This is a genomic window from Pseudomonas sp. Z1-29 (genome assembly GCF_051131995.1).
GTDB lineage: Bacteria > Pseudomonadota > Gammaproteobacteria > Pseudomonadales > Pseudomonadaceae > Aquipseudomonas.
The window spans coordinates 4,187,000-4,211,344 of record NZ_CP071645.1 but is presented as its reverse complement, the minus strand read 5'-3'; the positions used below and the strand labels follow the sequence as shown (position 1 = coordinate 4,211,344).

Sequence of the window (24,345 nt, the reverse complement as noted above, 5' to 3'; positions counted from 1 at the left end):
CGCCATGGATCTTCGCCATTTGGCCGGTTGGTCGTTGTTGTGGGCATTGGCTTGCATGCCGGGCCTGTCTGTCGCCGCTGGCAAATGTGAGCGTCTGGTCGCCACTGGCAGCCCCGATGCGCCGCCTTATCTTTGGCAAGACCCCCAGGACCCCAAGCACCTGATCGGCGCTGGCGCCGACCTGCTGGAGGAGGTGGCTAAGGCGCTGGGCATCAAGATCGAGCTGCTCTACGCCGGCAAGCGTGCCCAGGCATTGGACGAGGTGCGCAGCGGGCGCATGGACCTGCTCACCGATGCTCCGCTGACCACGAACGGGCTGGACAGCCTCGATTACGTGCATCCGGCCTTGCTGGAAAATGATTACCTGGTCTGGACCCGCAAGGACTCGACGTTGCTCATCACCCGGCCCGAGGATCTTCACGGACATCCCTGTGCCTTGTCGGAGAAGGCCCGAATGACCCAGGGATTCAGCGTCTTTGCCGAGCGGAATCTAACCCTGATCCGGACACCCAACCTGACCCAGGCCTTTCAGAAATTGCTGCTGGGTGAAGTGGAATATGTCTTGGCAGGACGCTACTCGGGCATGGCAATGGCGCAGACATTGGGGATGGCCAATGATCTGCAGGCGGCACCGCAACCGGTGGATAAACCGGGATTGTTCCTCGCGGTTTCCCATAACTCCGCCTGCAACGACCCATGGTTGCGCGGACAGCTGGCGCAAAAGATGACAGAATTGGCCGCGTCCGGCCTGACGGAGGCTGTGTTGCAGCGCAATCTGGAGCGTTGGAGAACACAGTTGCAGCCACCTGTCAGTGCCCCAAAACAGTAGGGAACATTAGTGACTATTCGACCTCTTTTCGCTGCCCTGGCCGTTCTGGCTCTGGCGGGTTGTGCAGCCGATCCGGCGCCGAATGAACAGCTGCGCCTGACTGAACAGGCCATCGAGCAGGCCCATGCGGTGGGCGCCACCACCGATGACGTGCCTGAACTCAAACTCGCCGAAGAAAAATTCGCCCGCGCCAAGAGCAACATGGCCGACGAATCCTACAAGAAGGCACGCATGCGCGCCGAGCAGGCCGAGCTGGACGCGCGCCTGGCCGAAGCGAAGGTGCTCAGTCTCAAGCGCCAGGAGCAGTTGAACGTGCTCGATACTCGAATCAAGCGCTTGCGCAAACAGTTGAGGGATGATGCCCAATGAAGCCGTCCCATGTATGTGGCAGCCTGGTCCTCGCGGGCCTCGCCAGTTTGTATGGCTGCGCCGGGCAGCGTAGCGAAGCGGCGCTGGAACAGGCCAGTGCCAGCTTCCAGAAGGTCAAGGAAGACGCCAATGTCCTGCGCGCCGCGCCCAAGGATGTCATCCGCGCCGGCGAATCCCTGGCCCGGGCCGATCGCCTGTCCAGCTATTGGGGCAGCGGCGAGGATGTCCAGCATTACGCTTACCTGAGCCAGCGCTACAGCGAGATCGCGCGGGAACACAGCAACCAGTTGCTCAACGAAGAGCGCGCGGCGAAGCTTGAGCTGGAACGCCAGCGCCTGCAATTGGCCTTGCGCGAATCCAAGTTGCTGAGCGTCCAGCAGCAAGGCAAGTGGCTGGAAGAACAGATCATGGCGATGGCCACCACCCAGACTGATCGCGGCTTGGTGATGACCCTGGGTGACGTGCTGTTCGACACCGGCGAAGCGGAACTGAAGAACTCGGCCAACCGCGTGGTGCTCAAGATCGTGCAGTTCCTGCAGCTCAATCCCAAGCGCGTGGTGCGTATCGAGGGCTATACCGACAGCACCGGCGGCAAGCAGGAAAACCTCAAGTTGTCCCGTGATCGCGCGCAGGCGGTGGCGGACGTGCTGGTGGACCTGGGGATCGATGAAAAACGCATCCAGGTCGAAGGCTACGGCGATCAATACCCGGTGGACGTCAACGCTTCCGAGCGTGGCCGGGCCCAGAACCGTCGTGTGGAAATCGTCTTTTCCGACGAGAAAGGCCAGCTCGGCGCCGCCCGCTAAGGGTTGCGTCACTGGAAAACCCGGCCCCTGCCAAGGCGCCGGGTTTTTTTGCGCCTGGAGATCGTAGAGAAAAGGGTACAGTTTGGGGGTGTCACTGCACTGTGCTGTCAAGTAATCTGGCAACTGTCCCAGTACACTTCTAAACTGTTCCGGTAATATTTCCCACAAGAATAAAATGCCCGTGAAATCGAGTGCTGCGTCATGACCAACCTCCTGCTCTACCAACGTATTGCTCAACAACTGGCTGAAGATATCCGGCGCGGTGTATATCAGCCCGGCGAACGCGTGCCGTCGGTGCGCAAGATGAGTTCGCAGCTCAACGTCAGCCATGCCACTGTGTTGCAGGCCTATGCCAACCTGGAAGACCAGGGGTTGATCCGGGCGCGGCCGCAGTCGGGTTACTACGTGCACCAGACGCCGGCCTTGACCGCGCCGACGCCGGACATCGCCCGGGTCGAGCGCCCCGGCCTGGTGACGCGCAGCAGCATCATCCAGCAGGTGTTGGTCGAGTCGCGTCGTGAGGGGGTCTTCCCGCTGGGCGCGGCCGTGCCGAGCGTCGATTATCTGCCAGTGCGGGCGTTGCACCAGCAGTTGGCCAAGGTCACACGGTTTCACAGCCCGCGGGCCTTCAGCTATATGTTCAGCCCCGGCTTCGAGCCGTTACGGCGCCAGGTGGCGATTCGCATGCGTGATGCCGGAGTCGTGGTCGACCCCTCCGAAGTGGTGATTACCCATGGCTGCGTCGATGCGTTGCAAATGTCGCTGCGCGTGCTGACCCGGCCGGGGGACCTGATCGCCGCCGAGTCGCCGACCTATTACGGTTTGCTGCAGTTGGCGGATCTGTTGGGACTCAAGGTGATCGAGATCCCCAGCGATCCGGTCACCGGTATGAGCCTTGAAGCCTTGCAGCTGGCGGCCAACCAATGGTCGATCAAGGCGTTGGTCCTGACCACGCGCCTGAGCAATCCCCTCGGCGGCACGATGCCTGAGGAGCGGCAAAAGCAGCTGCTGCGCCTGGCGTCGGATTTCGACATTCAGATTGTCGAGGACGACATTTACGGCGAACTGATGTTCGAGCAGGGGCGTACCAAGGCACTCAAGGCGTACGACCGCCTGGATCGGGTGATCTACTGCTCGAGTTTTTCCAAGACCTTGTCGCCGGGTGTGCGCATCGGCTGGATGATCGCCGGCAAGTTCCAGCAAGAGATCCAGCGCCTGCAAACGTTCAGTACTCATTCGGCGTGCAGCGTCACGCAGATGGGCATCGCGGCGTACCTGGAAAACGGCGGCTACGACCGGCACCTGCGCTACATTCGCCAGGAGTACCGCAAGAACCTCAGCGCCTTTCAACTGGCTGTGCAGCAATATTTTCCCGAAGGCACGCAAATGAGCCGTCCTACCGGAGGCTTCATCCTGTGGGTCAGCCTGCCGGGACGGGTCAATACCCAGGAGTTGCACGTGCGGGCGCTGCAGCAGGGCATCAGCATCGCCCCGGGGCTGATCTTCAGTAACACCGAGCAGTTCAACCACTGCATTCGCCTGAACTGCGGAACACCCTGGAACCGCGAGGCAGAGCGGGCCCTGATGACGCTGGGGCTGTTGGCCACCCAGCTGTGCCAGGAGACCGCGAGCGGGCTCCTTTAAATTCAAGCGCTTGGATGGACATGCTTGTCAGCGCTCGATTAACAGGCGAGCATGGGGCTTGTGTCGTAACTGCCATCGAGTCCAATGAAAGCCATTGTCCCTGCCGTCTGGGTTTTGCTTGGCCTGTTGACTGCCTTCCATTCAGGAGGCGTCGTGGCGGCTGCGGCACAGGAAAAACCCGCGGCCAGCGCTACGAAGAATCCTGGCAAGGCACCCGCAGCGGTGAAAAAAGCCCCCGCGAAGAAAGCCGCGAATACTAGAAAAAAACGTGCGCCTGTCGCCTCCAAAAGCAAATCCGCCCGCGAAATTGCCAAGACCCGATTGCCACCGGCGAAGCTCGACTTGAGCTTGCCCAATGAAATGGTCGAGGAGCTGAAGCCCCCGGGAACTGTGCCGCTGCCCAAGCGTGAGCCGTTATTGCCGCCCATGTTCGGTAATAAGCCTGGGCCGTTCCAACTCAACGGACGTTTGCTGAGCAACGAAATGCAGCTGCCGTTGCGCAACCAGGAGCGCAACGAAGTGGAAGGCGCAGCGCTGGAGTTCGAATTCAAGCAGTAGGCATTCATTGCGCCTGCAACTCGTCACTGACTGCTCGGTCATCGCGTCATGAACGAAAAAACTCCCATCCAGTAATTTGAAACGTTCGTTTTAGCCGTTACTCTCTGTCCTGTTATCAACCATTACCTGCCGCGAGGACGTTTTCGTCATGAAATGCCGCGAGGGCTGTGGCGCCTGCTGCATCGCCCCCTCCATCAGCTCACCCATCCCGGGGATGCCTCAAGGCAAGCCGGCGGGCGAGCGTTGCGTGCAGTTGTCGGTCGACAATCTGTGCCAGATATTCGGTCGGGCCGATCGCCCCGCGGTGTGCTCGGCGTTTGAGGCTGACATCGAGGTCTGTGGCGACAGCAGCGAAGAAGCCATTCGCTTGATCGGTTGGTGGGAGCAAGTCACGGCAGCGTAATGCGTCAAGATCGGAACTTCGAAAACAAGGAAAACAATTATGGGTTCGCTGCATCGTATGGCTGTGTTGTGTGGTTTGACCGTGTTGCTGGCGACGGCTACCGCCCAGGCTGAGGATTGGCAGGTTGCCAAGGAAAAGGAAGGCATCAAGGTTTCACTCAGTGAAGTCAGCGGTTCCAAGTACAAGGCCTACCAAGGCGTGACCGTGATGAAGACCACCATGGCGAAGTTGCGCGCCTTGCAGGAGGACGTATCGGGTGCCTGTGCCTGGATTCATGAATGCAAGAGCCAGAAGCTGCTCAAGCACGAGGGCGACAAGAGCTGGACCTACACTCGATTCAACACGCCGTGGCCGGTTACGCCGCGTGACTCCGTGCTGGAAGTTACCACCGTCGAAGGCGCGGATGGCAGCCTGACCCGCAACCTCAAGGGCGTGCCTACTTACGCTCCTGAAGAAAAAGGTTTCGTGCGAGTGGCACAAGTCGACGGTTTCTGGAAATTCACTCCCAAGGGCGCGGATCAGGTCGAGGTGATTTACCAGGTCCATACCGAGCCGGGGGGCGACGTTCCGTCCTGGCTGGCTAACAAGTTCGTGGTGGATGCGCCGTTCAATACCCTGAAAGCGTTGAAAGAACGCGCCGAAAAATAGCCCTGGTCACTCCGAGAAAAACCGCCCTTGAGGCGGTTTTTTCTTATGTGCCGTCAACGAACTCAGCGGAACGATTGTTTCGCCGCCAATGTCGAGATAGAGGTAAGTCGGGCCATTCCATCGATCAAGGAGACATTGATGCAAAAGTGGGAAATCACCTTCGTTGACGATCACGGCGAAACGATCGCCGAGCAGTTTGATTACGCCCAGGAGCCCACGATGGAACAAGCGGCACAACTGATTCAGGAAAAGCTGGTACCTCTCTCGAAAGAGCTGGACCTCAACGACCTGGAGGGCCGCACCGACGACCCCACGGTCAAGAGCCTGAAAACCCAGAACAGCATTGAGATCATCAGCATTAAACCGATTTCATGAAATTCATTGTCTGGTCCCGCTTGGCAGTCGCACTGACTTGACGCTACTCTGCAATCGAGATCAGCGAAAGGATCGCCAAGGTCCGGTCTTGTCAGCTACATGCTTGTGTCCCGACGGTCATTTGATGCCGTATCGCTTGTAACCGCTGGTTGCATGCACGGGAAGACGGAAAGTCTATCCATCGGTTCTGAGGAGGACGTTTCATGAGCACAGCCTATCAAGAAGATGTCAGCACCAGCGTGTTGCGCCGCATGAAAGAAGGCGGTTTCGATTTCTCCCAATTCCATCCCATCGAGTTCTACGCCATTTTTCCCGACGAGGAACGGGCGCGCAGGGCGGCAGGTCATTTTCGGGGAGAATCGTTGAATGCGCAGATCAGCGCTCGGGAAGATGGAGCCTGGTCACTGGAACTGAGCCGGGTGATGTACGCCACTTATGACGATATCGGCGACTTCGAACTGAATTTCGAGGCGGTGGTTGAGCCACTGGGTGGCATCATTGAAGGGTGGGGCGTCAAGCAGGAGATCCGTCGCCTGCAGGCCTGATACTTACTCTTTGCAGCACAGCAACGGCTGACCCTTTGTGTCGGCCGTTTTCATGTAGCGCTCTTGTGGCAATTCAGCATCTACGGCTGCTTGCGTCCCGCCATATGCTTCAAATATCCCACCAGCAAATCAAGCTCCGCATCCGGCAGCACCGCCGCCGAGAACCCCGGCATCTTCCCTTGAGGCCAGCGCCGCAGGCTCTGCGGATCCCGTATGTAACGCTTGAGAAAATCCCCCGAGAAGTACTCGGTTGGATTGAAGGGAATGTTCAGGTCCGGGCCGAACTGGGCATCGCCTGCACCGTTGAGGCGGTGGCAGGCCAGGCAGTTTTTCTGGAACAGCGCAAAACCCTGATTGATCGGGTCGTCCTTGGCCAGGCCCGGGGCGGGCAGCAGGGCAGGGAAGCGCTCGGCCACCGCGGACAGGCGCTTGATGCTCGCCAGCGCGTAGGGCCACTGTTCGGGGCTGATATGGCCCGCCTGGGGATCGGTCCAGACCAAGTAAAAGGGCCCCGCACTGCGCTTGCCCTCGCCCAGCGACGGCCAGGGGGCTGCTGGGTCTTCGATCGCCAGCCACGCACGGGCGCCACTCTGGTTGAGCAACGGTGCAGCGGGCATTTCGGCGGCAAAGCCATCCAGCGCCACGGCCTGCAAATGCTCATCCGGCTGGATGCCAGTCAACAACGCCGTGAGGGGTACGGCGCGATAGCTCATGGGTTTCTTGTAGGAAACATCTTCATTGATCCGGACCGTCCGAGCTTCAGGATGCTTGAGCAGTTCCTCGGTTTGCCAGGTGCGTGCCTGCGTGCCCAGTTCAAGTACGAGTTGCGCGGCAAATAGAGGCGTGCTGAGCAGCAGCGCCCCGATCGCAATGAGAGCTTTCAATGAATCGCCTTCCATGTCGAGAGGGAAGCGCAAAGGGTGGCACAGCCACCGTCGCTTGAACAACGACCCTCGTGCATTTGCTGGCGATGGCACCACGCGCCGGATTCAGCCGATGACCTTGGTAATGTTCGGCAAAATCAACAGCAGCGTAGTGGCAAAGAGGATGAGTCCGGCTTGACGAACTTTCGAGTGTTTGAACATGGCTGACCCGCCTTTTTTGTTATTTCCTGAGGCCAGCCTGCGTAGCTCCGTGGCGGCTGGCGTTGCACTTCCTGTTTGAAACTGGCTGACAAGCGCCTCGGCAAAACCCGACGACTCTCTTGTACAGGGTTTACATTAGGGGCCGCAGCCGCGTTGGCTTAGATCCAATTCGTATGAGTTTTAAGCTAATAGCTATTAAACAGGCATGAGGCCTATTGCCAGCTACTTGCCGGCCCTCTTGCTAGACAGCTTGCTCACCTGAAACGGTTAACCCGATAGCACGCTACCGTTCGTCTGAGCGTGGCTGTCAATGCCGTTGAGCGCTGGGGTCATTGAATCCGGCGCCGCTGGGCTTAAGGTTGGAGGTGTTCGCATTTCGTCGATGATGGTTCGAGGATGTCATGACCCAAGCTTTGATTTTCGATGCATTACGCACGCCCCGCGGCAAGGGCAAGGCCGATGGCGCCCTGTACACCGTCAAGCCGGTGAACCTGGTCGCCGGCCTGCTCGACGCGTTGCGTCAGCGCATGGACCTGGACACCCGTCACGTCGATGACATCGTGCTCGGCTGCGTGACTCCGGTAGGCGACCAAGGCGCCGACATTGCCAAGACGGCGGCCCTGGTGGCAGGCTGGGACGTCAGCGTGGCTGGCGTGCAACTCAACCGTTTCTGCGCCTCGGGCCTTGAGGCGGTGAACCTGGCGGCGATGAAAGTGCGCTCCGGCTTCGAGGACCTGGTGGTGGCCGGCGGCGTGGAGTCGATGTCGCGGGTACCGATGGGCAGCGATGGAGGCGCGTGGGCGCTGGACCCACAATCGAACCTGCAGGGGCATTTTGTCCCCCAGGGCATTGGCGCGGACCTGATCGCTACCCTGGAAGGCTTCAATCGCGAAGAGGTCGATACCTTCGCGCTGCAATCCCAGCGCAAGGCCGCTCGGGCTCGGGACGACGGATCGTTTGCTAAATCCCTGGTGGCGGTGCGGGACCAGAATGGCATCGTGCTGCTGGAACACGACGAATTCATCCGTGGCGACTCGACCCTTGAAGGGCTGGGCAAGCTTCGGCCGAGTTTCGAGGCGATGGGCCAGATGGGTTTCGACGCGACGGCGTTGCGTGTCTATAGCCATGTCGAACGAATCAATCATGTGCACACCCCGGGCAACAGCTCGGGCATCGTCGACGGCGCGGCGCTGATGCTGATCGGCACCGAGGCAAAGGGCCGCGAGCTGGGCCTGGAGCCCCGGGCGCGAATCGTCGCCACTGCGGTCACCAGCACCGAGCCGACCATCATGCTCACTGGCCCGGCCCCGGCCACCCGCAAGGCCTTGGCGAAAGCCGGGTTGCGGGTGGAAGACATCGATCTGTTCGAGGTCAACGAAGCCTTCGCCTCGGTGGTGCTCAAATTCATCAAGGACATGGCCATCGATCCCGCAAAGGTGAATGTCAACGGCGGTTCTATCGCCATGGGGCACCCACTGGGTGCCACCGGGTGCGCAATTCTTGGCACTTTGCTCGATGAGCTGGAGGCGCGTCGCCTGCGTTACGGCCTGGCGACGCTGTGTGTCGGCGGCGGAATGGGCATCGCCACCATCATCGAACGCCTCTGAGCCCTCGACACCAAGGAACACTTTTCATGACCGAAGCCATTCGTTACGAAACCGGCCAGGACCGGATCGTTCTCCTGACCCTGGACATGCCGGGCCAGAGCAGCAATACCATGAACGCGACCTATCGCGAGGCGATGGCCGCCTGCGTGGCGCGTCTGTTGGCCGAAAAAGATTCGATCGCCGGGGTGATCATCACCTCGGCCAAGAAAACCTTTTTTGCCGGTGGCGACTTGAACGAGCTGGTCAGGATCGACCCATCCGAGGCCCAGGCGTTCTATCAGATGGTCCTGGGGCTGAAAGCGCAACTGCGCGCCCTCGAAACCCTCGGTGTACCCGTCGTCGCGGCGATCAATGGTGCGGCCTTGGGCGGCGGCTGGGAAATCTGCCTGGCGTGTCATCATCGCGTAGCGCTGGACCATCCATCGGTGCAGATCGGCTTGCCGGAGGTCACCCTTGGCTTGCTGCCGGGCGGTGGCGGTGTGGTGCGGATGGTGCGGGTGCTGGGTTTGGAAAAGGCTTTGCCGTATCTGCTTGAGGGCAAGCGACTTGGCCCGCAGCAGGCGTTGCAGGCCGGCTTGATCGACGAGCTGGCGGCGGATCGCAACGAGCTGCTGGCCAAATCCCGAGCCTGGATTCTCGCCCATCCGGATGCGATCCAACCTTGGGATGTGAAGGGGTATCGGCTTCCAGGCGGGACCCCGTCCGACCCGAAGGTCGCCCAGATGCTGGCGATCGCGCCTTCGATCCTGCGCAACAAGACCCAGGGCTGCCTGCCGGCCCCGGAAAAGATTCTCTGCGCTGCAGTAGAGGGCGCGCAGGTGGGGTTTGACGCGGCGCATCTGATCGAGACGCGCTATTTCACCGAACTCGCCACGGGACAAGTGGCGAAGAACCTGATCGGCACCTTCTGGTTTCAACTCAACGAAATCAAGGCCGGCAGATCCCGCCCACAGGGTGTTGCGCCTTATCTGACAAAAAAAGTCGGCGTGCTCGGTGCGGGCATGATGGGCGCCGGTATCGCCTGCGTCAGCGCGGTGGCCGGCATAGACGTGGTCCTCAAGGACATCGACCTGGCCGCCGCACAGAGGGGCAAGGCACGCTCGGCGGCGTTGCTGGACAAAAAAGTCGCGCGCGGCCAACTCACCGAGAAACAACGCGACGCCACGCTGGCGCGGATTCACCCTACCGACAACGATGCCGAGCTGGCCGGTTGCGACCTGATCATCGAGGCCGTCTTCGAAGACCGTTCCCTGAAAGCCCAAGTGTCGTCAGCAGCCCAGGCGGCAGCGGGGCCAGAGGCGGTGATCGCTTCCAACACCTCGACCCTGCCCATCACCGGCCTGGCCGAGGCGGTGCCGGACGCGAGCAGATTCATCGGGCTGCACTTCTTCAGTCCGGTGGAAAAAATGCCGCTGGTGGAAATCATCAAGGGGGCCGGGACCAGTGATGAAACCCTGGCCCGGGCTTTCGATTTTGCCCGGCAGATCGACAAGACGCCCATCGTGGTCAAAGACAGCCGCGGTTTTTTCACTTCGCGGGTGTTTGGCACCTTCATCAACGAAGGCATTGCGATGCTCGGCGAGGGCGTGAGTGCGCCGATGATCGAAACCGAAGCGCGCAAAGCCGGAATGCCGGTCGGGCCCCTGGCTGTTTCGGACGAAGTTTCCCTCGGTTTGATGAGCCATATCCGCGCTCAAAGCGCCAAAGACCTGCACGCAGAAGGGAAAGCGCCGACAGAGCATCCTGCATTCGCCGTGATCGACCTGCTGCTTGATGAGTACAAACGACCAGGCAAGGCGGCCGGAGCCGGTTTTTATGACTATCCAGCCCAAGGGCAGAAGCATCTCTGGCCGGAGCTCAAGAGCCGTTTCGAGAAAGCCGATGGGCAAATCCCCGCGCAGGATATCCGCGATCGCCTGCTGTTCATCCAGGCCTTGGAAACTGTTCGCTGCGTAGAAGAAGGCGTCGTCACTTCGACGCCGGATGCCAATGTCGGCTCGGTATTCGGCATCGGTTTCGCGGCCTGGACAGGTGGGACGTTGCAGTTCATCAACCAGTACGGTTTGCCGGCATTTATCGCTCGTGCCCAGTACCTGGCCGAGCAATATGGCGAACGTTTCTCACCGCCGGCCCTGTTGCTGGAAAAAGCCGCCAGCCGGGCGACGTTCTGACGGGGAGGGGGCTTGCCTTGGAGCGGTGTTTCAAGGCAGGCTCTGGGGTGTGCAATATTCCCATCATCGTGTCAGGTATTTTTTATGTCGTTACGCATCTGCATTCTGGAAACCGATATCCTGCGTCCGGAACTGGTCGAGCAATATCAGGGTTACGGGCAGATGTTCCAGCGCCTGTTTTCGCAACAGCCCATTGCGGCCGAGTTTGTCGTATACAACGTGGTGGAAGGGCAATACCCCAGCGATGACGAGCAATTCGACGCCTACCTGGTGACCGGCAGCAAGGCCGACTCCTTTGGCAGCGACCCCTGGATCCAGACTCTCAAGACCTATCTGATGGACCGCTACCAGCGTGGCGACAAGCTGCTGGGCGTCTGCTTTGGTCATCAGTTGCTGGCCTTGTTGCTGGGCGGCAAGACCGAGCGCGCCAGCCAGGGATGGGGGGTTGGCACCCATCGTTACAAACTCGCGGCAAAGGCGCCCTGGATGAGCCCGGTGATGGAGGAACTGACTTTGTTGATCAGTCATCAGGACCAGGTCACCGAGCTGCCGGAAAATGCCACGGTCATCGCCTCAAGCGATTTCTGCCCATTCGCGGCCTATCACATCAATGATCAGGTCCTGTGTTTCCAGGGCCACCCGGAATTCATCCATGATTATTCCCGGGCCCTGCTGGAAATTCGCCAGCAACACCTCGGCGAGCAGATCTACAGCCAGGGCGTGGCGAGCCTTGAACAGGAACATCACGGCACGACGGTAGCGGAGTGGATGATGCGTTTCGTCGCCCACAAACCCCAAGCTGAAGCCGCCCAAGGCTGATTATCCGGGCATCCCACACTTGATCAACAGATCAAATGTGGGAGCGAGCCTGCTCGCGAAGTCGGCCACGCAAATCCCACCGGCAAATCCTACAACCATCCCGATCGCTTGAAACTGGCCCACAACGACGTACATCCCACCCCGATAAACCCGAGCACCAGGAAATACCCGTAGTGCCAGGTCAACTCCGGCATGTTTTCGAAGTTCATCCCATAGATGCCGGCTACCGCGGTCGGAAACGCCAGGATCGCCGCCCACGCTGCGAACTTGCGTTGTACCACGCTCTGGCGCGAGGCCTCCAGCAATACGCCGATTTCGATGGTCTGGCTGGCAATGTCCGCCAGTGTCGCCAGGTCTTCCATCTGCCGGGCCACATGAATCTGCACATCGCGGAAATACGGAGTCATGTTCTTGTCGATGAACGGAAAGTCCAGGCGCTGCAGCTCCTCGCTGATTTCCACCATAGGTGCCGCATAACGACGCAGGCGTAGCACGTCGCGGCGCAGACTGTGCAGGTTCTGGATATCGCGCTCGTTCAAGGCGCTGCACAGTACGTTGCGCTCCAGTTCATCGATCTCGGTGTGGATGGCTTCGCCGACGGGCTGGTAGTTCTCGATGACGAAATCGAGGATGGCGTAGAGGACAAAATCCTCCCCATGCTCCAGCAAGATGGGACGCGCCTCACAGCGCTGCCGGACATGTGCGTAGGACGCCGAGTGGCCGTTGCGAGCGGTGATGATATAGCCCTTGCCGGCGAAGATATGGGTCTCGATGAATTGCAGCTTGCCGTTCTCGCGTACCGGTGAATAAGTGACGATGAACAGCGCATCGCCAAACGTCTCCAGCTTGGGACGGCTATGTTTCTCCATGGCGTCTTCAATTGCCAGTTCATGCAGGTTGAACTGGCGTTGCAGGTTGGTCAGTTCCAGCGCGCTGGGCTCTTCGAGGCCGATCCAGACAAAATGTCCTGGTTTTGCAGCCCAGGCGCTGCCTTCGTCGAGGGTGATATTGGTGACTTTTTTACCGGCGCTGTAAACCGCAGCAGCAACGACTCTACCCATGATGATGGTTCGCTTCTTCTTGGAAATTGGCAGTGGCAGGCAACGTGCAGCTTAGCGCGCCATGGTCTTTGAGAGTCAGCAAAATGCGCCGAGTTCGGTGCAAAAGAAAACCCGCCATGAAGGCGGGTTTTTGGTTTACGCGACGCGCAGTTGCCGGTCCATCGTCTCGATGCATTCACGCATCTGTTCGCGGCATTGGGCGATGAGGCGGGGCATGTCATCCATGCTCAGGCCAGCGGTAGGAATGGCTGGCAGCGAACGAATGAGAATGTCACCGGCGTGCCAGCGATCTAGGCGCATATGCTTGATATAAGTGCTGACGCACACCGGGATAATCGGCACCCCGGCGGCAATCGCCATCTGGAACGCGCCTTTCTTGAAGGGCAACAGGTCCTCCCCCAAGTTGCGCGTCCCTTCCGGGAACACCCAGATGGACGTGTTTTCATGCTGCAACGTATGGGTGGTGGTCAGCATCGATTTGCGCGCCTTGATCGCATTGCCGCGATCAATCAACACGTTGCCCGCCAGCCAGAAGAGTTGGCCGAACAACGGCACCCACTTCAGGCTCTTCTTGCCAATGCACACGGTACGACGCGGCACCACGTTGCCGAACACGAAAAGATCGTAGTTGGACTGATGATTGGCGATGATCACGCAGCCGTGAGTCTTGTTGACCAGCGTGTCGACCTCTGCCTTGACCCGCAGGCGTAGAAACCACATCGCAGGCAGCGCGTATAACCTGGCGCATATACGACTGTTGTCAGGATTGAATGGCCGGCACACACCCAGAACCACGCCCAGCACACCTGCCAGAACAAAATGCAGGCCCATCAAACACATACGCAGTGCAAACAACATCAACAGGCCCCATCGGGACAAAAGGTGGCGCAGTGTACGGATGTGCACTGTTTTCGGCAATTGCGCCTGTAGAGGGAGGAGATAGACGATGTTTAAGCGTATGTTTCTAAACGGCACGTAAGAAGCGGGATAGAGCGGTTACCGATTCCTCAGTAACTTGCATGGGAAACGCACCGGTCCCGTGGCGAGGGAGCTTGCTCCCGCTTGAGTGCGAAGCGCTCATGAAAATGGGCCTGCTACGCAGTCCAGCGGGAGCAAGCTCCCGCCGCGGGTATGTTGTTTTTCCAGGTGAGCGATATCGTCTTTAGCCAACGTTCAGCCCGTGTATTCCTGATCCAGCAGAATCGCGCTGTCCAATGCATCCAGCAACGCCTTGCGAACCTTGAGCTTGGTGTTCTTGTGGGCGGTCATGTTGATCTTCTTCAACTGACGCGCTGCCTCCAGTGCTGCAGCTTGCAACTCGTCAGCCGCGACCACCTTGTCGAGGAAACCGGCATCCACGGCGCTCTGCGGATTGAACATCTCGCCATTGATCACCGAGCGGTGGAACGCAGACTTGCGCAAGCGATCACGGGCCAGCTCGATACCGGCGTGGTGCATGGTCATGCCGATCTGCACCTCGTTCAGCCCGATGGTAAACGGCCCCTCCACACCAATGCGGTAGTCCGCCGACAGCAGCAGGAACGCACCCTTGGCCACCGCATGCCCAGGGCAGGCGACAACGACGGGGAAGGGGTGCGACAACAAACGACGGGCTAGGGTCGAGCCAGACGCGACCAGACTGACTGCCTCCTTGGGGCCGGCGGTCATCACCTTCAAATCGTAACCGCCCGACAGAATCCCCGGTTGCCCGGTAATGATCACCACCGCGCGATCAGACACTGCCTGGTCCAGCGCAGCGTTGAATGCGACGATCACATCAGGCGAAATGGCATTGACCTTGCCATTGTTCAAGGTCAGGGTCGCGATACCGTCTTCGAGATGGTAGGCAATCAGGTCGCTCATGACGCTATTCCTTGTAAGAGAAGTGAAGCAGACGTTACCCACCGCCGCAGGCCAGGTAAAGCGCCGTGACTGACTCACCGGTCAGCGCCGCCCCGCCCAAATCTCGCGAGGCGCCCAACAGCCAGCGCTTGCACTCGTGAAGCCGCCCATAGTCGAAGCTGGAGTTTGGCCGGTTTGCCCTGCCTCGCCGCGTCCGAAATACCCGACCGGCCTTAACCGCATGAAAATTCTGAAAAAAACCTTTGCCATCGGAAAGGCTTTCGACTACATTAGCGCGCCTCGACAGACTGAACAGTTTGCCGAGACACGGTGAAGTGTCCGAGTGGCTTAAGGAGCACGCCTGGAAAGTGTGTATACAGGAAACTGTATCGAGAGTTCGAATCTCTCCTTCACCGCCATATTCTGTAAACACAAACCCCTGATTTTCCTAGAGAAAGTCGGGGGTTTGTGGTTTTTGGTCCTTAAAAAAGGGCGACATGGGAACATCTTGGGAACATTGGCTTTTCCTGCCGCATTTGCCCTTCAGCTCGCGCCACCCGTGTACTTGCCCCATTGTCCACCCTGAGCCAGCCCTACCAGTTCGGCCATTTGCTGGCTGGTATAGCCGAGGTTGATTTTCAGGCGCGCCAATGCGTCCGCGGAGGGCGCACTGTACTTCTCTATGGTTTTCATGTGGCTCAAGGTAAGAAGGCCCCGCGTTTGCAGGGCCTGTCAGGTTAGACGAATTTGATTAGCAGCGTGGTGACGGTGGCCACCGTACCGATCAGGCCGGTGGCAACCGCGACTGGATACCAGAACGTTTCGCGGGTCATCTTGCCCGCTTCGGCGTTGAGCTTTTTGGTCTCAGCCATCAATTTGGCAATTTCGACATGGACCTTTTCCAATTCTGCGCCGCTCATACTGAATTCCTGCATGGTGTTCGTCCTTTCGGGGTCACCACGGGTCGCGCTCTGTGCGCTGCCCTGAGATCCATATTGTCCTTTAAGGTACGGCTGCGAGTTTTTTCCTGCCCCGAGTATAGCCATTTGAATTCATCGCGGCTCGCCGATCAGCGTGTACTTGGGTTTCAAGGTATGCCGAGCGCATCGCAATCGGTTTTTCTTGGCGGCGCCAAGCGTGGTCAACAGGTCGCCGAAAGCAGTTTTTATCGAGCCAATCAAAAAGGACAACTCAGCCTCCAGAGTGTCTACCGCCAACACGGATGACGGCCAGGACCTCCCATGACTCACCCCCGAATCGGCTTCGCCTGCCAATACCGGCACCCTGATCGCGGCCTTGCTGCGAGTGCGTTAAAGACCATCGAAGCGCCATACAACCCCCGCACCACGACGTTACGCTGGATGGATGGCGTCCCTCTCCAGGTCGCCCGCGACAAGCTGCTTGAAGTCGTAACGCACAATCTCGACGCACAACTGCGCCTCATCGCCTACGTTGCCGAGCTTGCGCCGACCCTGCGCATGCTCCGACTGAGCAGTGATCTGTTGCCGTTCTACAGTCATCCGAAGGTGAGTGCTTTCTATCAGGACCCGGTCATTCAAAGCCAGCTGGAAGAACGCTTCGCTGTGATTGGCAACCTCGCGCGTTCGGCGGATATCCGGCTGTCCTTCCACCCTGGCCAGTATTGTGTGTTGGGCTCGGATAAACCGGGTGTGGTGGAGAACAGCATCGCCGAGTTCGAGTACCACGCCGACATGATCCGGATGATGGGCTACGGTCGGCGCTTCCAGGACTTCAAATGCAACGTGCACATCGCCGGGCGCCTCGGGGGCGAGGGGATCCGTTCGATCTGGCCGCGATTGTCGGAGGTGGCGCGCAATTGCATCACCTTCGAAAACGAGGAGAAGACCTACGGCGTCGATGATTGTCTGCAACTGGCTGACCTTGCCCCCGTCGTGCTGGATATCCACCACTGTTGGATCAACGAGAACGATTACATCGCACCGGACTCCCCGCGAGTCGATCGCATCATCGAAAGTTGGCGTGGAGTTCGGCCAACCATGCATTATTCACAGCCGCCGGAGCGATTGCAGGAATTGGGTTTCGATGCAGGCAAAAAGCTTGAGATGGATGCGTTATTGAAGGTGGTGTCCAAACGTGACTTGTACGGTCACAGTGACCAGATGTGGAATCGCTGGACCAACTCATACGCGCTCAAGTTTCTGGACCGTTTCGACATCATGTTGGAGGCGAAAGACAAGAATCTGGCTGCGCAGGCATTTTATGAAGATGTCGCTCGGCCTTATCTTCATCCCTGCGTATAGATCAAACGACCTGCGAACAGCATCAGGCAACCCCACAGCAGTATCGAGCAAAAGCTTCAAGGCGCATGCCGTTAAGGTTCTCAGAACGAACTTTTATCAACTGCATTGCCGTGAGGTAAACATCATGACTACATGGAAAAGTTTGGCCTGGCGTGCCCAGGTTGTTGTCTTGGCGTTAATGCTTTCCACGAACACCTCCTGGGCTTCGGGAAACACTCAAGAGGCCAATACGAATCTGGTCCGCCAGGCATTCGCGAACTGGCAGCAGGGCAAAGGCACGGTCTTCGACCTGCTGGCGCCCGATGCGGTCTGGACAGTCGCGGGATCGAGCCCGGTTTCCGGCGTGTATTACGGCAAGACCGAGCTGATCGAACAGGCCGTGCGGCCGATCAGCGCCCGACTGGCGACGCCAATTTCCCCCATGTTACAGAGCATCGTCGCCCAGGACGACATTGTCGTTGTCCTGTGGAACGGCACTGCGACAGCCCTCGATCAAAAACCCTACAACAATACCTACCTGTGGCAACTGACCTTCAAGGATGGCCGGATCACTCAGGCAATGGCCTTCCTCGACACCTACGCGTTGAATGAGCTCATGCGCCGGGTAACGCCTGCGCAGTAGAGGGCAGCTGACATAACAACGGCGCAAGTTGACCTATGTGTGCACCACTCCTGGCACATCCATATTGATCTTGCGCCATGCCGCCTCGGAAAAGCTGTAGACCGAAAAGGCAATCAGCCCCAGGGCCATCACCATCAACACCAAGCCTCCGGCCGGCAGATTCTGCAACGCATCGAGGGCATCTTTCATTCCGGGCGGGTCCACGGCTTTATAGGTCGAGCCGCTGATGATCAGCAGCACGGCGATCTCGATAAACACCACCCCGCGGGCGATCAGGCCGAAGCGCGATACCGGCCGCACATAACGCATCACTTCTTCGTCAGCCTCGAAATATTTTTCGAACGAGGCCTTCCAGCCTTTGATGATGTGGGCAATGCCGACGCCCAGTGGCACCAGCGCGACGAGGTAAACCAACAGGTTCGAATGGTCCCAGGACAGGACGCGCGCCAGCAGGTCCTGGGTTTGCCCACCGCCGGAATTCCCGGAGCTTTTCAAGCCGCTGATCAGCAGGCCCAAGGCAAAGAATGCCAGCGCGCCATTGACCAGGCCGCTCGCCAGCAACCCGGCGCGAATCACCAGGCCCTTGAACTGCGTACCGTGATGATCAACGTCGCGCGTGGCTTGCAAGATGCGCCAGCCGGCGAAGGCAAGCAGGCCCGCTACTACCAGGCCGACCAAGGCATGGCCGAAGGGCTGGCTCAGCAGCATTTCAAGGCTTTTGTGACTGTCCTTCGGTTTGGTGGAGTCCTGGGCCGCGAGCAAGGCAAGAATGCCGACGATGAGATAAATAACGCCACGAGCGGCATAACCGCCTCGGGCAAGTAGCACCAGGCTCTGGTGTGGGGACATGGGATCGATTCCGCGACAGTGATACAAAAACAGACCCATGGCGTCGGAAGGGGTTCGATTGAAGATGGGGCGCTGACCCATTGGCCCGATTCAAGGCCAACTGACCCACCGCATTCCGTGTCGGTCTCGCGGATCAGTTGGGCTCCGGTCTTCAGGGTTTTTTAGCAATCACCCTTCAATACGTAATTTAAGCTTGCTTCTGTTTGTTGTGTATATCGACCAGCTTCGATAAGAAATCAAGAGAAGCGTCGGTGGCTCCCCTAAGTCCAAGCCTTGGGTTCAGCAGGTAGTCAATGAAATCACTGCCCAGACCCAGGTCACCTTGGATTTTGTTTCTTATCTCGTCGGCCTTGCTGGTGATTGAGTCCGGTAGCCGAATGATGGCGGCAGCGATTTTATCAGGGTCTGTTTCGGTAAAATCCCAGTCGCCAGGATAGAGATTACTTTCTTGTACGGTGTCTCCGTAGCGGTTTTGAACCCCTTTACGTAGTGCAAGTGCTCCCGCTTCTTCAAGGTTCAGGCCGTTTTCCTTAGCCATGATGTAGACATCCGTCATGTTGTCCAAGTCGGAAAGCGTCAAGTCGGTAAAAACACTGCTTTGCCCCAGCTTGGCTTTCCGATCCCGATCATCCAGTTTTATAGCGGTTATATCAGAATTATCATTTTTCAACTGAGCCAGGACTTCTTCTTTGTCCAGAGTGATGCCGTTGTCTTTGGCCGCTGCCACCATGGTGGTTGCGGCTTTGTCGAATAGATAGGCATTGTATTTTTCAACGTTTATATAGCCGGAAGGAGCGATGTAGCCTTTCACCATTCCGGGGAAAGGCTCCATGTGTTCGGTCTTCAAATAATCGCTTGCAGAGGTGTATAAGGACGAGAGTATTTTTGCCTGGTCTGAAAGGAAGGGTTTGCTCCCGATCGCCGGTAACGGCGCCGCGGAGCTGGCCGTGTCCGCGTCACTTTTGATGGAGTTGGGTTTGAGGGTGACGGTTGTTACCTGAGTAGCATTTGACGTATTTATAGTCGTCATGGTTCTCTCCTTGAGAAGGATATCCCTTATCGTGGGCTTCGATAGTGTGCGGTGATTGAGTTGCTATGGGACGGATAAGCAGGGTAGGTCCCGCCAAACAGAATTCCTGTTATCTTGAATTTTCCCTTGGCATCCAGTCCATAAAAAAATTCGGTTGCGTTGGCAAGAATCGGTACGGAGTCCGTGCACTTGTCGTAGACAGTAGAGTAGCGGGCCGCATAGCAGACCTTATATAGCTGAGTCGTGGCTCCGTTTTTGTAGAGCCCGATATTCCAGGATACGGATGTTATCGTAGCTCCCAAGGGGATATCGAGCGGAGTCGAGAAAAAGTTAGAATTCTCGGAGCTCGGGCCGTACACGCTAGGCGCCAAGCGGGTTTGTGTCCAGTTGGATGTTGCACCAAAAGACGTTTGGCTCAGGGCCACTGCGATGATACCGGCAGACACTTGGATCAATTTTTTCACGTGCTTGGATTCCTTTTGCTAGAACCTATCCTTGTTGTGTTTTCCTATCTCTGTGTACATGTAGGAGTTGTACTACAGATATCCATCCGCGGTATAAGCCTCGGACTTGAAAAGTTGTCGGCGGCCCGGCGTTTAACTTTATCGATATTTATTTCTGATAAATTGATTGCCCACTTTTCGCCGCGCCGTTAAACAGCGCTTGCGTCTGGGGCACCTATCCCGCTCTTTGATTTCTCAGGTATTCAGCGGTGATTGCGGGGTGTCCGGGTTGAGTTGCTGCCGCCGGAACTGACCCGGTGGCTGTCCATGAATCTGGCGAAAGCGCCTGGAAAAATAAGCCTCATCGGCAAAGCCGCACAACCTCGCCACTTCACCCACCGGACGGGTGCCGTTGAGCAAATAATCGCGTGCGGCATGCATTCTGCGTTCGCCGCCGCCGACAAAGGTGAAGCGATCATTAATGCCGAGGTACTACGTGCCTTGGGCAAGGGCGGTTACCTAATCAACGTGGCCCGAGGCAAACTGGTCAACGAGCCGGACCTGGTAGCCGCCCTTGCCACCGGTGACATTGCCGGTGCCGCGCTGGATGTGTTTATCGATGAGCCGAACGTGCCTGAAGCGTTGTTTGGTAATGAGCAAGTGGTGCTGCAACCGCACAGGGCGAGCGCGACGCTGCAGACCCGCACGCGAATGGGCGAAATGGTGGTGGCGAGCCTGGTGGACAGTTTTGCTGGAAAAGTCCCTCAGGGGTGCGTGACGGGTTGACGAGCGGGGCGCATCAGAAAGGCATTAGTGGAAGATGCGCTTGCGTCAGGCGTATCCAGGTGGGAACGCTTGGCGAATGGAATCGCGGGGTTCCCACAATGGAGCTTACATTTGCCAACAAACAAAAGTTGTTAAAAAACATCTGCTGATCAAGGGACACGGGCCATTGTCGATCCACGCGAAGCCAGGATGATACGCACCGCCATGATCACCCCGACAAGCACGGCAGCAAGCCCCGACATCTCCAGGAGCGTCGGCAGCCGGCCATGAAACCACAAGCCAAGCAGTGTCGCGAACAGCGACTCCAGGGCGATCATTTGCCCGGAAAGCACCATGGGCAGGCGCCGGGACGCGGCGTTCCAGGCCCAGGCACCGACGAAGGATGACATCAACGCAATAACGAAACTCCAGAGATACAAGTGCCCTGCAACGGAAAAACTGAAACCCACGCGCGGCAGTTCGAGCAGGTCGAACGCTTGTATCGTCGGTAATAGGCACACGGTGCCGATTCCCGCACCCGCCATCATGAGGCCTGTCCATACGCCCGAGGCGTTGGGCGATAGCTTCAGCAAGGCGCGTTGGTTCAACCAACTGAACGCGAGCCACAAGATCACGGCACCGATCGAAAACAGCAAACCCATCAGCCAGGAACCCTGGCCTGCAACGGGTTGATGGACAGCGCCGAGATTGGACAGCAGCAGGCCCACGGTCAGGAAAACCAGTGGGATCGCCAGTTTGCTCCACTGGAGAGTTTTGGTCGTGGCGTTGCCCAGCAGTGCCAGCAAGACCGGCACCATGCCAATAAAGGCCGGGGTCAGCACCGGCCCACCAAAAATGATACCGGCGGCGATGCATGCGCTATAGCCGAGATAGCCGATCACACCCAGGCCAGCGGCCAGGAGCACCTGATCGAGGCGCAGGAGCCGAAGTCGGGCCCGGTAGAGCAGCACGACACCCAGGCCCAGCGCTCCGGCGATCAGGAATCGTACGATCATCAAATCATAGATTGTGTAGGCCCCGGTGACGTAGGGCGCAATGAAGTTCAGCGCCCAGCTCAGCGTCGCGACTACCGCGAGGGCCAATCCGACGATGAGGTTCGAGCGGACCCGCATCATCAGTCGTGCCCTCCGACATACTGCCCATTGACCAACAACTGCCTTGGTTCAGTACAACCATTGCAACGAATCCGCGTACCTTCGATAAAATCCTGCGTAGACATCGCGTTCTTCTCGACCGTCGTTGGGCCCTGGATGTTTGACAGCAGCGGGGTTCTGGAGGAAATACCCAAGGAAGTTTGGGTAATAATGCCTGAAGCGTGGTTCAAGACGGCGGATGAGCAGGTGCAACCGTCACCGGCGATTGACGTCCAAATCCGTTAACAACGATGTACAGCAACGGACCGATTGATACGAAGATGGCCGTGATCAGGATGTAAGGTAGCAACGATACGAGCGATTTGCCTCTTGCGCGTATGTCCCGGTACATCCAGATGCACGCCATGCAGGCGAGCAGATAAAGGTCGATGACTACTTGCGCGGTGTCTGCGCTGGACATAAGTCTGACGCCGAACGCCAAGAGCGATTGCTCGGCGAGCAACAACGTACACGCCGTGTAAACGGTAAAAAACAGCAGCGTAACAAGTGCGATATAAGGCTTCTTCACTTTGCCTCCCGGGACAGGTTCGTTGATCAGGGAGGTAGGCTAGTGATTTGACCATCATGGTTTCAATGACCTCCGAGGTCATCGACGCCGCCCACCTGCAATGCCAGAGTCAATGGATGACCAATCGACCCATGTCCCGAGCAACGCCGCCAACTTCAGCCGGTGCGCAACTGCGTCACTTGCGCCAACAGGCCAGACTGAGTCAGTTGGATTGCGCACTGATAACAGGGATATCTCAGCGTCACCTAAGCTGCATCGAGACGGGGCGCGCCACGCCAAGCCCTGGCACTCTGCATAACTTACTGACTGCCTTGGATGTACCTTTGGAGCAATGCAACGGCATCTTTCTCGCCAGCGGCTACGCCCCTCGCTACGAAACGACACCGCTCACGTCGTCGTCAATGGAAGTGGTACGTGATGCCATTGATCATATCCTTAATGCCAATATCCCGCGCCGGCGATTGTTCTGGGCGCTCAATGGGACATCCTTGCAGCCAACGCCAGCGCGGGTGTCCTGTTCGATCTGGTGGGTCTTGCCAGGGATGCCGCGGATGGACTCAATCTCTTGGTGACACTGCTGCAACCCGGCGGCTTGGGCGACCATCTGAGCAACGCCGAGGAAATAAGATTAGTGGCCTGGCAACGGGCATCTCGGGAAGCCTTGAACAATCCCGCATTGGCTGGGATTCTGAAGAGTCTGCCGACTCCACACAGCGCTTCGGCGCTGGCTGACGATCTGCCTCCGTTGTTATTGACGCAGGTCGAGTCGCCCCATGGCGAGCTGACGTTCATGTCAACATTCACCACTTTTGGCATGCCGCTCGACATCACGATGAGCTCGTTGCGTATCGAGCATCTCATTCCTGCCGACGCCAAGACCTGGAAGGTCATGACCAAGGCGTACGAGCAGACGCAACGCTAACGATTTCAGGGAAGAAAACATGCAACCGACACTCAATCTCAACTTCCAAAAAATGCACGCCAATGGCGACGATTTTGTCATCGTCGATTCGCGAAACTCGCCCAGTCCGATGACCAGTGCGATAGCCCGGCGGATGGGGGATCGGAACCGCGGCGTGGGCTTCAATCAACTCGCGGTGCTGCTCGATTGTGAAGATGCCGATGCGCGGGTGGTGTTCTGGAACGCAGATGGCTCCGCGCTGGATGTGTGTGGCAGCGCGACGCGTGGGGCGGCGGACCTGCTCATGCGCGAAGCCAATGTTGCTTCGGTAGCGCTACGCACCAACCGCGGTCTGTTGATCTGCGAGCGTACGCCAAACGGCGACATTTGCGTCGACATGGGCTTGCCACTTTGCGGCTGGTCGGACATTCCCCTGTCGCAGGACCTCGACTCCACCGTTTTGCCCCTTGCCGGTAGTCCAGCCGCGTGCAGCATGGGCAATCCGCATTGCACATATTTTGTCGACGATCTGGCTGACGTTGATATCGCCACGATCGGACCAGCCATCGAAACCCACCCGCTATTTCCACTCAAGACCAATGTTCATTTCGTCCAGATAGTTGATCGCACGCATATCCGATTGCGCATCTGGGAGCGCGGGGCGGGCATTGCGCTGGGTTCAGGTTCTTGCTCGTGCGGCGCGGTTGTCAACGGAATCCGTCGTGGACTGCTGGACAGTACCGTCGAAGTTGAATGTGATGGCGGAAACGTGACGGTGCAATGGGACGGCATGGGTTCGGTCTTTCTGATCGGCCCGGTGGAGGCAAGTTTCTCAGGGACAATGAGTCAAGCTTGAATGGGCAGGTGCTTGAACCCTGAGCCGATTTCTGTGGCAGCGAGCCTGCTCGCTAAGGCGGCAGCAACTTCCATACATAATCTTACAGGTACACGCTTCGTGGCGAGGGAGCTTGCTCCCGCTCGGCGGCGTAGCCGTCGTAGACCGGTGGA

At 58.3% G+C, this 24,345-nt stretch carries 26 protein-coding genes, 1 tRNA gene and 3 pseudogenes; 18 read left to right on the top strand and 12 right to left on the bottom strand.

Annotated features, from left to right (window positions below; genetic code table 11):
* Positions 1 to 4 precede the first annotated feature (4 nt).
* From J3P84_RS19015 to J3P84_RS18975, 9 genes are all read left to right on the top strand, one after another.
* Positions 5 to 829, top strand: a complete 825-nt coding sequence (locus J3P84_RS19015; protein WP_434625130.1) for a substrate-binding periplasmic protein — start codon at positions 5 to 7, stop codon at positions 827 to 829.
* 9 nt (positions 830 to 838) lie between these two features.
* On the top strand, positions 839 to 1,198 hold the full coding sequence (locus J3P84_RS19010; RefSeq protein WP_434625128.1) for a DUF4398 domain-containing protein: 360 nt from the start codon (positions 839 to 841) through the stop codon (positions 1,196 to 1,198).
* Complete coding sequence (locus J3P84_RS19005) at positions 1,195 to 2,004, top strand: OmpA family protein (protein WP_434569332.1); 810 nt, start codon at positions 1,195 to 1,197, stop codon at positions 2,002 to 2,004. Before J3P84_RS19010 ends, J3P84_RS19005 begins: the two co-directional genes overlap by 4 nt.
* Before the next feature lie 201 nt (positions 2,005 to 2,205).
* The gene (locus J3P84_RS19000) at positions 2,206 to 3,648 is read left to right on the top strand and encodes a PLP-dependent aminotransferase family protein (RefSeq protein ID WP_305496026.1); all 1,443 of its coding nucleotides are present in this window, start codon (positions 2,206 to 2,208) and stop codon (positions 3,646 to 3,648) included.
* A gap of 84 nt (positions 3,649 to 3,732) precedes the next feature.
* Positions 3,733 to 4,206, top strand: coding sequence for a translation initiation factor 2 (locus J3P84_RS18995; protein ID WP_434625126.1), 474 nt, complete (start codon positions 3,733 to 3,735; stop codon positions 4,204 to 4,206).
* 148 nt (positions 4,207 to 4,354) lie between these two features.
* On the top strand, positions 4,355 to 4,609 hold the full coding sequence (locus J3P84_RS18990; RefSeq protein WP_434603288.1) for a YkgJ family cysteine cluster protein: 255 nt from the start codon (positions 4,355 to 4,357) through the stop codon (positions 4,607 to 4,609).
* Between the two features lie 39 nt (positions 4,610 to 4,648).
* Positions 4,649 to 5,257, top strand: a complete 609-nt coding sequence (locus J3P84_RS18985) for an START domain-containing protein (protein WP_434625123.1) — start codon at positions 4,649 to 4,651, stop codon at positions 5,255 to 5,257.
* 138 nt (positions 5,258 to 5,395) lie between these two features.
* Positions 5,396 to 5,632 (top strand): hypothetical protein, encoded by a 237-nt coding sequence (locus J3P84_RS18980; protein WP_434625121.1) that lies wholly within the window; start codon positions 5,396 to 5,398, stop codon positions 5,630 to 5,632.
* A gap of 203 nt (positions 5,633 to 5,835) precedes the next feature.
* Positions 5,836 to 6,177 carry a ribonuclease E inhibitor RraB gene (locus tag J3P84_RS18975; protein WP_434569327.1) on the top strand — a complete coding sequence of 114 codons (342 nt, stop codon included), beginning with the start codon at positions 5,836 to 5,838 and terminating at the stop codon, positions 6,175 to 6,177.
* 80 nt (positions 6,178 to 6,257) lie between these two features.
* Here J3P84_RS18975 and J3P84_RS18970 read toward each other — a convergent pair whose 3' ends face one another.
* Positions 6,258 to 7,076, bottom strand: a complete 819-nt coding sequence (locus tag J3P84_RS18970) for a c-type cytochrome (RefSeq protein WP_434631429.1) — start codon at positions 7,074 to 7,076, stop codon at positions 6,258 to 6,260.
* A gap of 587 nt (positions 7,077 to 7,663) precedes the next feature.
* On the opposite strand from J3P84_RS18970, the gene J3P84_RS18965 reads away from it, so the two are divergent.
* The 3 genes from J3P84_RS18965 (at position 7,664) to J3P84_RS18955 (ending at position 11,859) form a co-directional block, all read left to right on the top strand.
* Positions 7,664 to 8,869 carry an acetyl-CoA C-acetyltransferase gene (locus tag J3P84_RS18965; protein WP_434625119.1) on the top strand — a complete coding sequence of 402 codons (1,206 nt, stop codon included), beginning with the start codon at positions 7,664 to 7,666 and terminating at the stop codon, positions 8,867 to 8,869.
* 26 nt (positions 8,870 to 8,895) lie between these two features.
* The gene (locus tag J3P84_RS18960) at positions 8,896 to 11,040 is read left to right on the top strand and encodes a 3-hydroxyacyl-CoA dehydrogenase NAD-binding domain-containing protein (RefSeq protein ID WP_434625117.1); all 2,145 of its coding nucleotides are present in this window, start codon (positions 8,896 to 8,898) and stop codon (positions 11,038 to 11,040) included.
* 84 nt (positions 11,041 to 11,124) lie between these two features.
* Positions 11,125 to 11,859, top strand: a complete 735-nt coding sequence (locus J3P84_RS18955) for an amidotransferase (RefSeq protein WP_305496019.1) — start codon at positions 11,125 to 11,127, stop codon at positions 11,857 to 11,859.
* An 89-nt stretch (positions 11,860 to 11,948) separates the two neighbouring features.
* Here the strand turns inward: J3P84_RS18955 and J3P84_RS18950 are convergent, their stop codons facing one another.
* The 3 genes from J3P84_RS18950 to J3P84_RS18940 all read right to left on the bottom strand — a co-directional run bounded on the left by J3P84_RS18950 (position 11,949) and on the right by J3P84_RS18940 (position 14,783).
* Complete coding sequence (locus J3P84_RS18950; RefSeq protein ID WP_434569323.1) at positions 11,949 to 12,920, bottom strand: magnesium and cobalt transport protein CorA; 972 nt, start codon at positions 12,918 to 12,920, stop codon at positions 11,949 to 11,951.
* A 135-nt stretch (positions 12,921 to 13,055) separates the two neighbouring features.
* Positions 13,056 to 13,778, bottom strand: a complete 723-nt coding sequence (locus tag J3P84_RS18945) for a lysophospholipid acyltransferase family protein (RefSeq protein WP_434625114.1) — start codon at positions 13,776 to 13,778, stop codon at positions 13,056 to 13,058.
* Between the two features lie 315 nt (positions 13,779 to 14,093).
* Positions 14,094 to 14,783 carry a crotonase/enoyl-CoA hydratase family protein gene (locus J3P84_RS18940; RefSeq protein ID WP_434603302.1) on the bottom strand — a complete coding sequence of 230 codons (690 nt, stop codon included), beginning with the start codon at positions 14,781 to 14,783 and terminating at the stop codon, positions 14,094 to 14,096.
* Positions 14,784 to 15,091: 308 nt separating this feature from the next.
* Here J3P84_RS18940 and J3P84_RS18935 point away from each other — a divergent pair.
* A tRNA-Ser gene (locus J3P84_RS18935) sits at positions 15,092 to 15,181 on the top strand.
* A 124-nt stretch (positions 15,182 to 15,305) separates the two neighbouring features.
* Here the strand turns inward: J3P84_RS18935 and J3P84_RS18930 are convergent.
* Together J3P84_RS18930 and J3P84_RS18925 are read right to left on the bottom strand one after the other, a co-directional pair.
* Positions 15,306 to 15,455 (bottom strand): hypothetical protein, encoded by a 150-nt coding sequence (locus J3P84_RS18930; RefSeq protein WP_434625112.1) that lies wholly within the window; start codon positions 15,453 to 15,455, stop codon positions 15,306 to 15,308.
* Between the two features lie 44 nt (positions 15,456 to 15,499).
* Positions 15,500 to 15,682, bottom strand: coding sequence for a hypothetical protein (locus tag J3P84_RS18925; RefSeq protein WP_407684018.1), 183 nt, complete (start codon positions 15,680 to 15,682; stop codon positions 15,500 to 15,502).
* A gap of 321 nt (positions 15,683 to 16,003) precedes the next feature.
* Here J3P84_RS18925 and uvsE point away from each other — a divergent pair, with 321 nt between their 5' ends.
* Positions 16,004 to 17,044 carry a UV DNA damage repair endonuclease UvsE gene (gene uvsE / locus J3P84_RS18920; RefSeq protein ID WP_434625110.1) on the top strand — a complete coding sequence of 347 codons (1,041 nt, stop codon included), beginning with the start codon at positions 16,004 to 16,006 and terminating at the stop codon, positions 17,042 to 17,044.
* Positions 17,045 to 17,168: 124 nt separating this feature from the next.
* Positions 17,169 to 17,666 carry a nuclear transport factor 2 family protein gene (locus J3P84_RS18915; RefSeq protein WP_434625108.1) on the top strand — a complete coding sequence of 166 codons (498 nt, stop codon included), beginning with the start codon at positions 17,169 to 17,171 and terminating at the stop codon, positions 17,664 to 17,666.
* Positions 17,667 to 17,699: 33 nt separating this feature from the next.
* Here J3P84_RS18915 and J3P84_RS18910 read toward each other — a convergent pair whose 3' ends face one another.
* From J3P84_RS18910 to J3P84_RS18895, 4 genes and pseudogenes are all read right to left on the bottom strand, one after another.
* A complete protein-coding gene (locus J3P84_RS18910; protein ID WP_434625106.1) occupies positions 17,700 to 18,515 on the bottom strand; it encodes a DUF1206 domain-containing protein in 816 nt (271 codons plus the stop codon).
* A 187-nt stretch (positions 18,516 to 18,702) separates the two neighbouring features.
* Positions 18,703 to 19,545, bottom strand: coding sequence for a hypothetical protein (locus J3P84_RS18905; protein ID WP_434625104.1), 843 nt, complete (start codon positions 19,543 to 19,545; stop codon positions 18,703 to 18,705).
* Positions 19,546 to 19,571: 26 nt separating this feature from the next.
* On the bottom strand, positions 19,572 to 20,009 hold the full coding sequence (locus J3P84_RS18900) for a hypothetical protein (protein ID WP_434625102.1): 438 nt from the start codon (positions 20,007 to 20,009) through the stop codon (positions 19,572 to 19,574).
* Between the two features lie 234 nt (positions 20,010 to 20,243).
* Positions 20,244 to 20,438 (bottom strand): annotated as a pseudogene (locus J3P84_RS18895) (helix-turn-helix transcriptional regulator); the annotation flags it as partial.
* Here J3P84_RS18895 and J3P84_RS18890 point away from each other — a divergent pair.
* A pseudogene (locus tag J3P84_RS18890) lies at positions 20,439 to 20,774 on the top strand (NAD(P)-dependent oxidoreductase); the annotation flags it as partial.
* Positions 20,775 to 20,923: 149 nt separating this feature from the next.
* Here the strand turns inward: J3P84_RS18890 and J3P84_RS18885 are convergent.
* Both J3P84_RS18885 and J3P84_RS18880 read right to left on the bottom strand, forming a co-directional pair.
* Positions 20,924 to 21,889 (bottom strand): DMT family transporter, encoded by a 966-nt coding sequence (locus J3P84_RS18885; RefSeq protein ID WP_434625100.1) that lies wholly within the window; start codon positions 21,887 to 21,889, stop codon positions 20,924 to 20,926.
* A gap of 205 nt (positions 21,890 to 22,094) precedes the next feature.
* Entirely contained in the window at positions 22,095 to 22,436 is a 342-nt protein-coding gene (locus J3P84_RS18880) for a DUF2834 domain-containing protein (RefSeq protein ID WP_434625098.1), read from the bottom strand.
* A gap of 116 nt (positions 22,437 to 22,552) precedes the next feature.
* On the opposite strand from J3P84_RS18880, the pseudogene J3P84_RS18875 reads away from it, so the two are divergent.
* Both J3P84_RS18875 and dapF read left to right on the top strand, forming a co-directional pair.
* Positions 22,553 to 23,358 (top strand): annotated as a pseudogene (locus J3P84_RS18875) (helix-turn-helix domain-containing protein).
* A gap of 19 nt (positions 23,359 to 23,377) precedes the next feature.
* The gene (dapF, locus tag J3P84_RS18870) at positions 23,378 to 24,193 is read left to right on the top strand and encodes a diaminopimelate epimerase (protein WP_434625096.1); all 816 of its coding nucleotides are present in this window, start codon (positions 23,378 to 23,380) and stop codon (positions 24,191 to 24,193) included.
* Positions 24,194 to 24,345 lie beyond the last annotated feature (152 nt).

Bases quoted from the DNA above. Each gene is read 5' to 3' on its own strand.
- J3P84_RS19015 (WP_434625130.1), top strand. From the start codon at position 5: ATGGATCTTCGCCATTTGGCCGGTTGGTCGTTGTTGTGGGCATTGGCT.
- J3P84_RS19005 (WP_434569332.1), top strand. From the start codon at position 1,195: ATGAAGCCGTCCCATGTATGTGGCAGCCTGGTCCTCGCGGGCCTCGCC.
- J3P84_RS19000 (WP_305496026.1), top strand. From the start codon at position 2,206: ATGACCAACCTCCTGCTCTACCAACGTATTGCTCAACAACTGGCTGAA.
- J3P84_RS18995 (WP_434625126.1), top strand. From the start codon at position 3,733: ATGAAAGCCATTGTCCCTGCCGTCTGGGTTTTGCTTGGCCTGTTGACT.
- J3P84_RS18990 (WP_434603288.1), top strand. From the start codon at position 4,355: ATGAAATGCCGCGAGGGCTGTGGCGCCTGCTGCATCGCCCCCTCCATC.
- J3P84_RS18985 (WP_434625123.1), top strand. From the start codon at position 4,649: ATGGGTTCGCTGCATCGTATGGCTGTGTTGTGTGGTTTGACCGTGTTG.
- J3P84_RS18980 (WP_434625121.1), top strand. From the start codon at position 5,396: ATGCAAAAGTGGGAAATCACCTTCGTTGACGATCACGGCGAAACGATC.
- J3P84_RS18975 (WP_434569327.1), top strand. From the start codon at position 5,836: ATGAGCACAGCCTATCAAGAAGATGTCAGCACCAGCGTGTTGCGCCGC.
- J3P84_RS18970 (WP_434631429.1), bottom strand. From the start codon at position 7,076: ATGGAAGGCGATTCATTGAAAGCTCTCATTGCGATCGGGGCGCTGCTG.
- J3P84_RS18965 (WP_434625119.1), top strand. From the start codon at position 7,664: ATGACCCAAGCTTTGATTTTCGATGCATTACGCACGCCCCGCGGCAAG.
- J3P84_RS18960 (WP_434625117.1), top strand. From the start codon at position 8,896: ATGACCGAAGCCATTCGTTACGAAACCGGCCAGGACCGGATCGTTCTC.
- J3P84_RS18955 (WP_305496019.1), top strand. From the start codon at position 11,125: ATGTCGTTACGCATCTGCATTCTGGAAACCGATATCCTGCGTCCGGAA.
- J3P84_RS18950 (WP_434569323.1), bottom strand. From the start codon at position 12,920: ATGGGTAGAGTCGTTGCTGCTGCGGTTTACAGCGCCGGTAAAAAAGTC.
- J3P84_RS18945 (WP_434625114.1), bottom strand. From the start codon at position 13,778: ATGTTGTTTGCACTGCGTATGTGTTTGATGGGCCTGCATTTTGTTCTG.
- J3P84_RS18940 (WP_434603302.1), bottom strand. From the start codon at position 14,783: ATGAGCGACCTGATTGCCTACCATCTCGAAGACGGTATCGCGACCCTG.
- J3P84_RS18930 (WP_434625112.1), bottom strand. From the start codon at position 15,455: ATGAAAACCATAGAGAAGTACAGTGCGCCCTCCGCGGACGCATTGGCG.
- J3P84_RS18925 (WP_407684018.1), bottom strand. From the start codon at position 15,682: ATGAGCGGCGCAGAATTGGAAAAGGTCCATGTCGAAATTGCCAAATTG.
- uvsE (WP_434625110.1), top strand. From the start codon at position 16,004: ATGACTCACCCCCGAATCGGCTTCGCCTGCCAATACCGGCACCCTGAT.
- J3P84_RS18915 (WP_434625108.1), top strand. From the start codon at position 17,169: ATGACTACATGGAAAAGTTTGGCCTGGCGTGCCCAGGTTGTTGTCTTG.
- J3P84_RS18910 (WP_434625106.1), bottom strand. From the start codon at position 18,515: ATGTCCCCACACCAGAGCCTGGTGCTACTTGCCCGAGGCGGTTATGCC.
- J3P84_RS18905 (WP_434625104.1), bottom strand. From the start codon at position 19,545: ATGACGACTATAAATACGTCAAATGCTACTCAGGTAACAACCGTCACC.
- J3P84_RS18885 (WP_434625100.1), bottom strand. From the start codon at position 21,889: ATGATGCGGGTCCGCTCGAACCTCATCGTCGGATTGGCCCTCGCGGTA.
- dapF (WP_434625096.1), top strand. From the start codon at position 23,378: ATGCAACCGACACTCAATCTCAACTTCCAAAAAATGCACGCCAATGGC.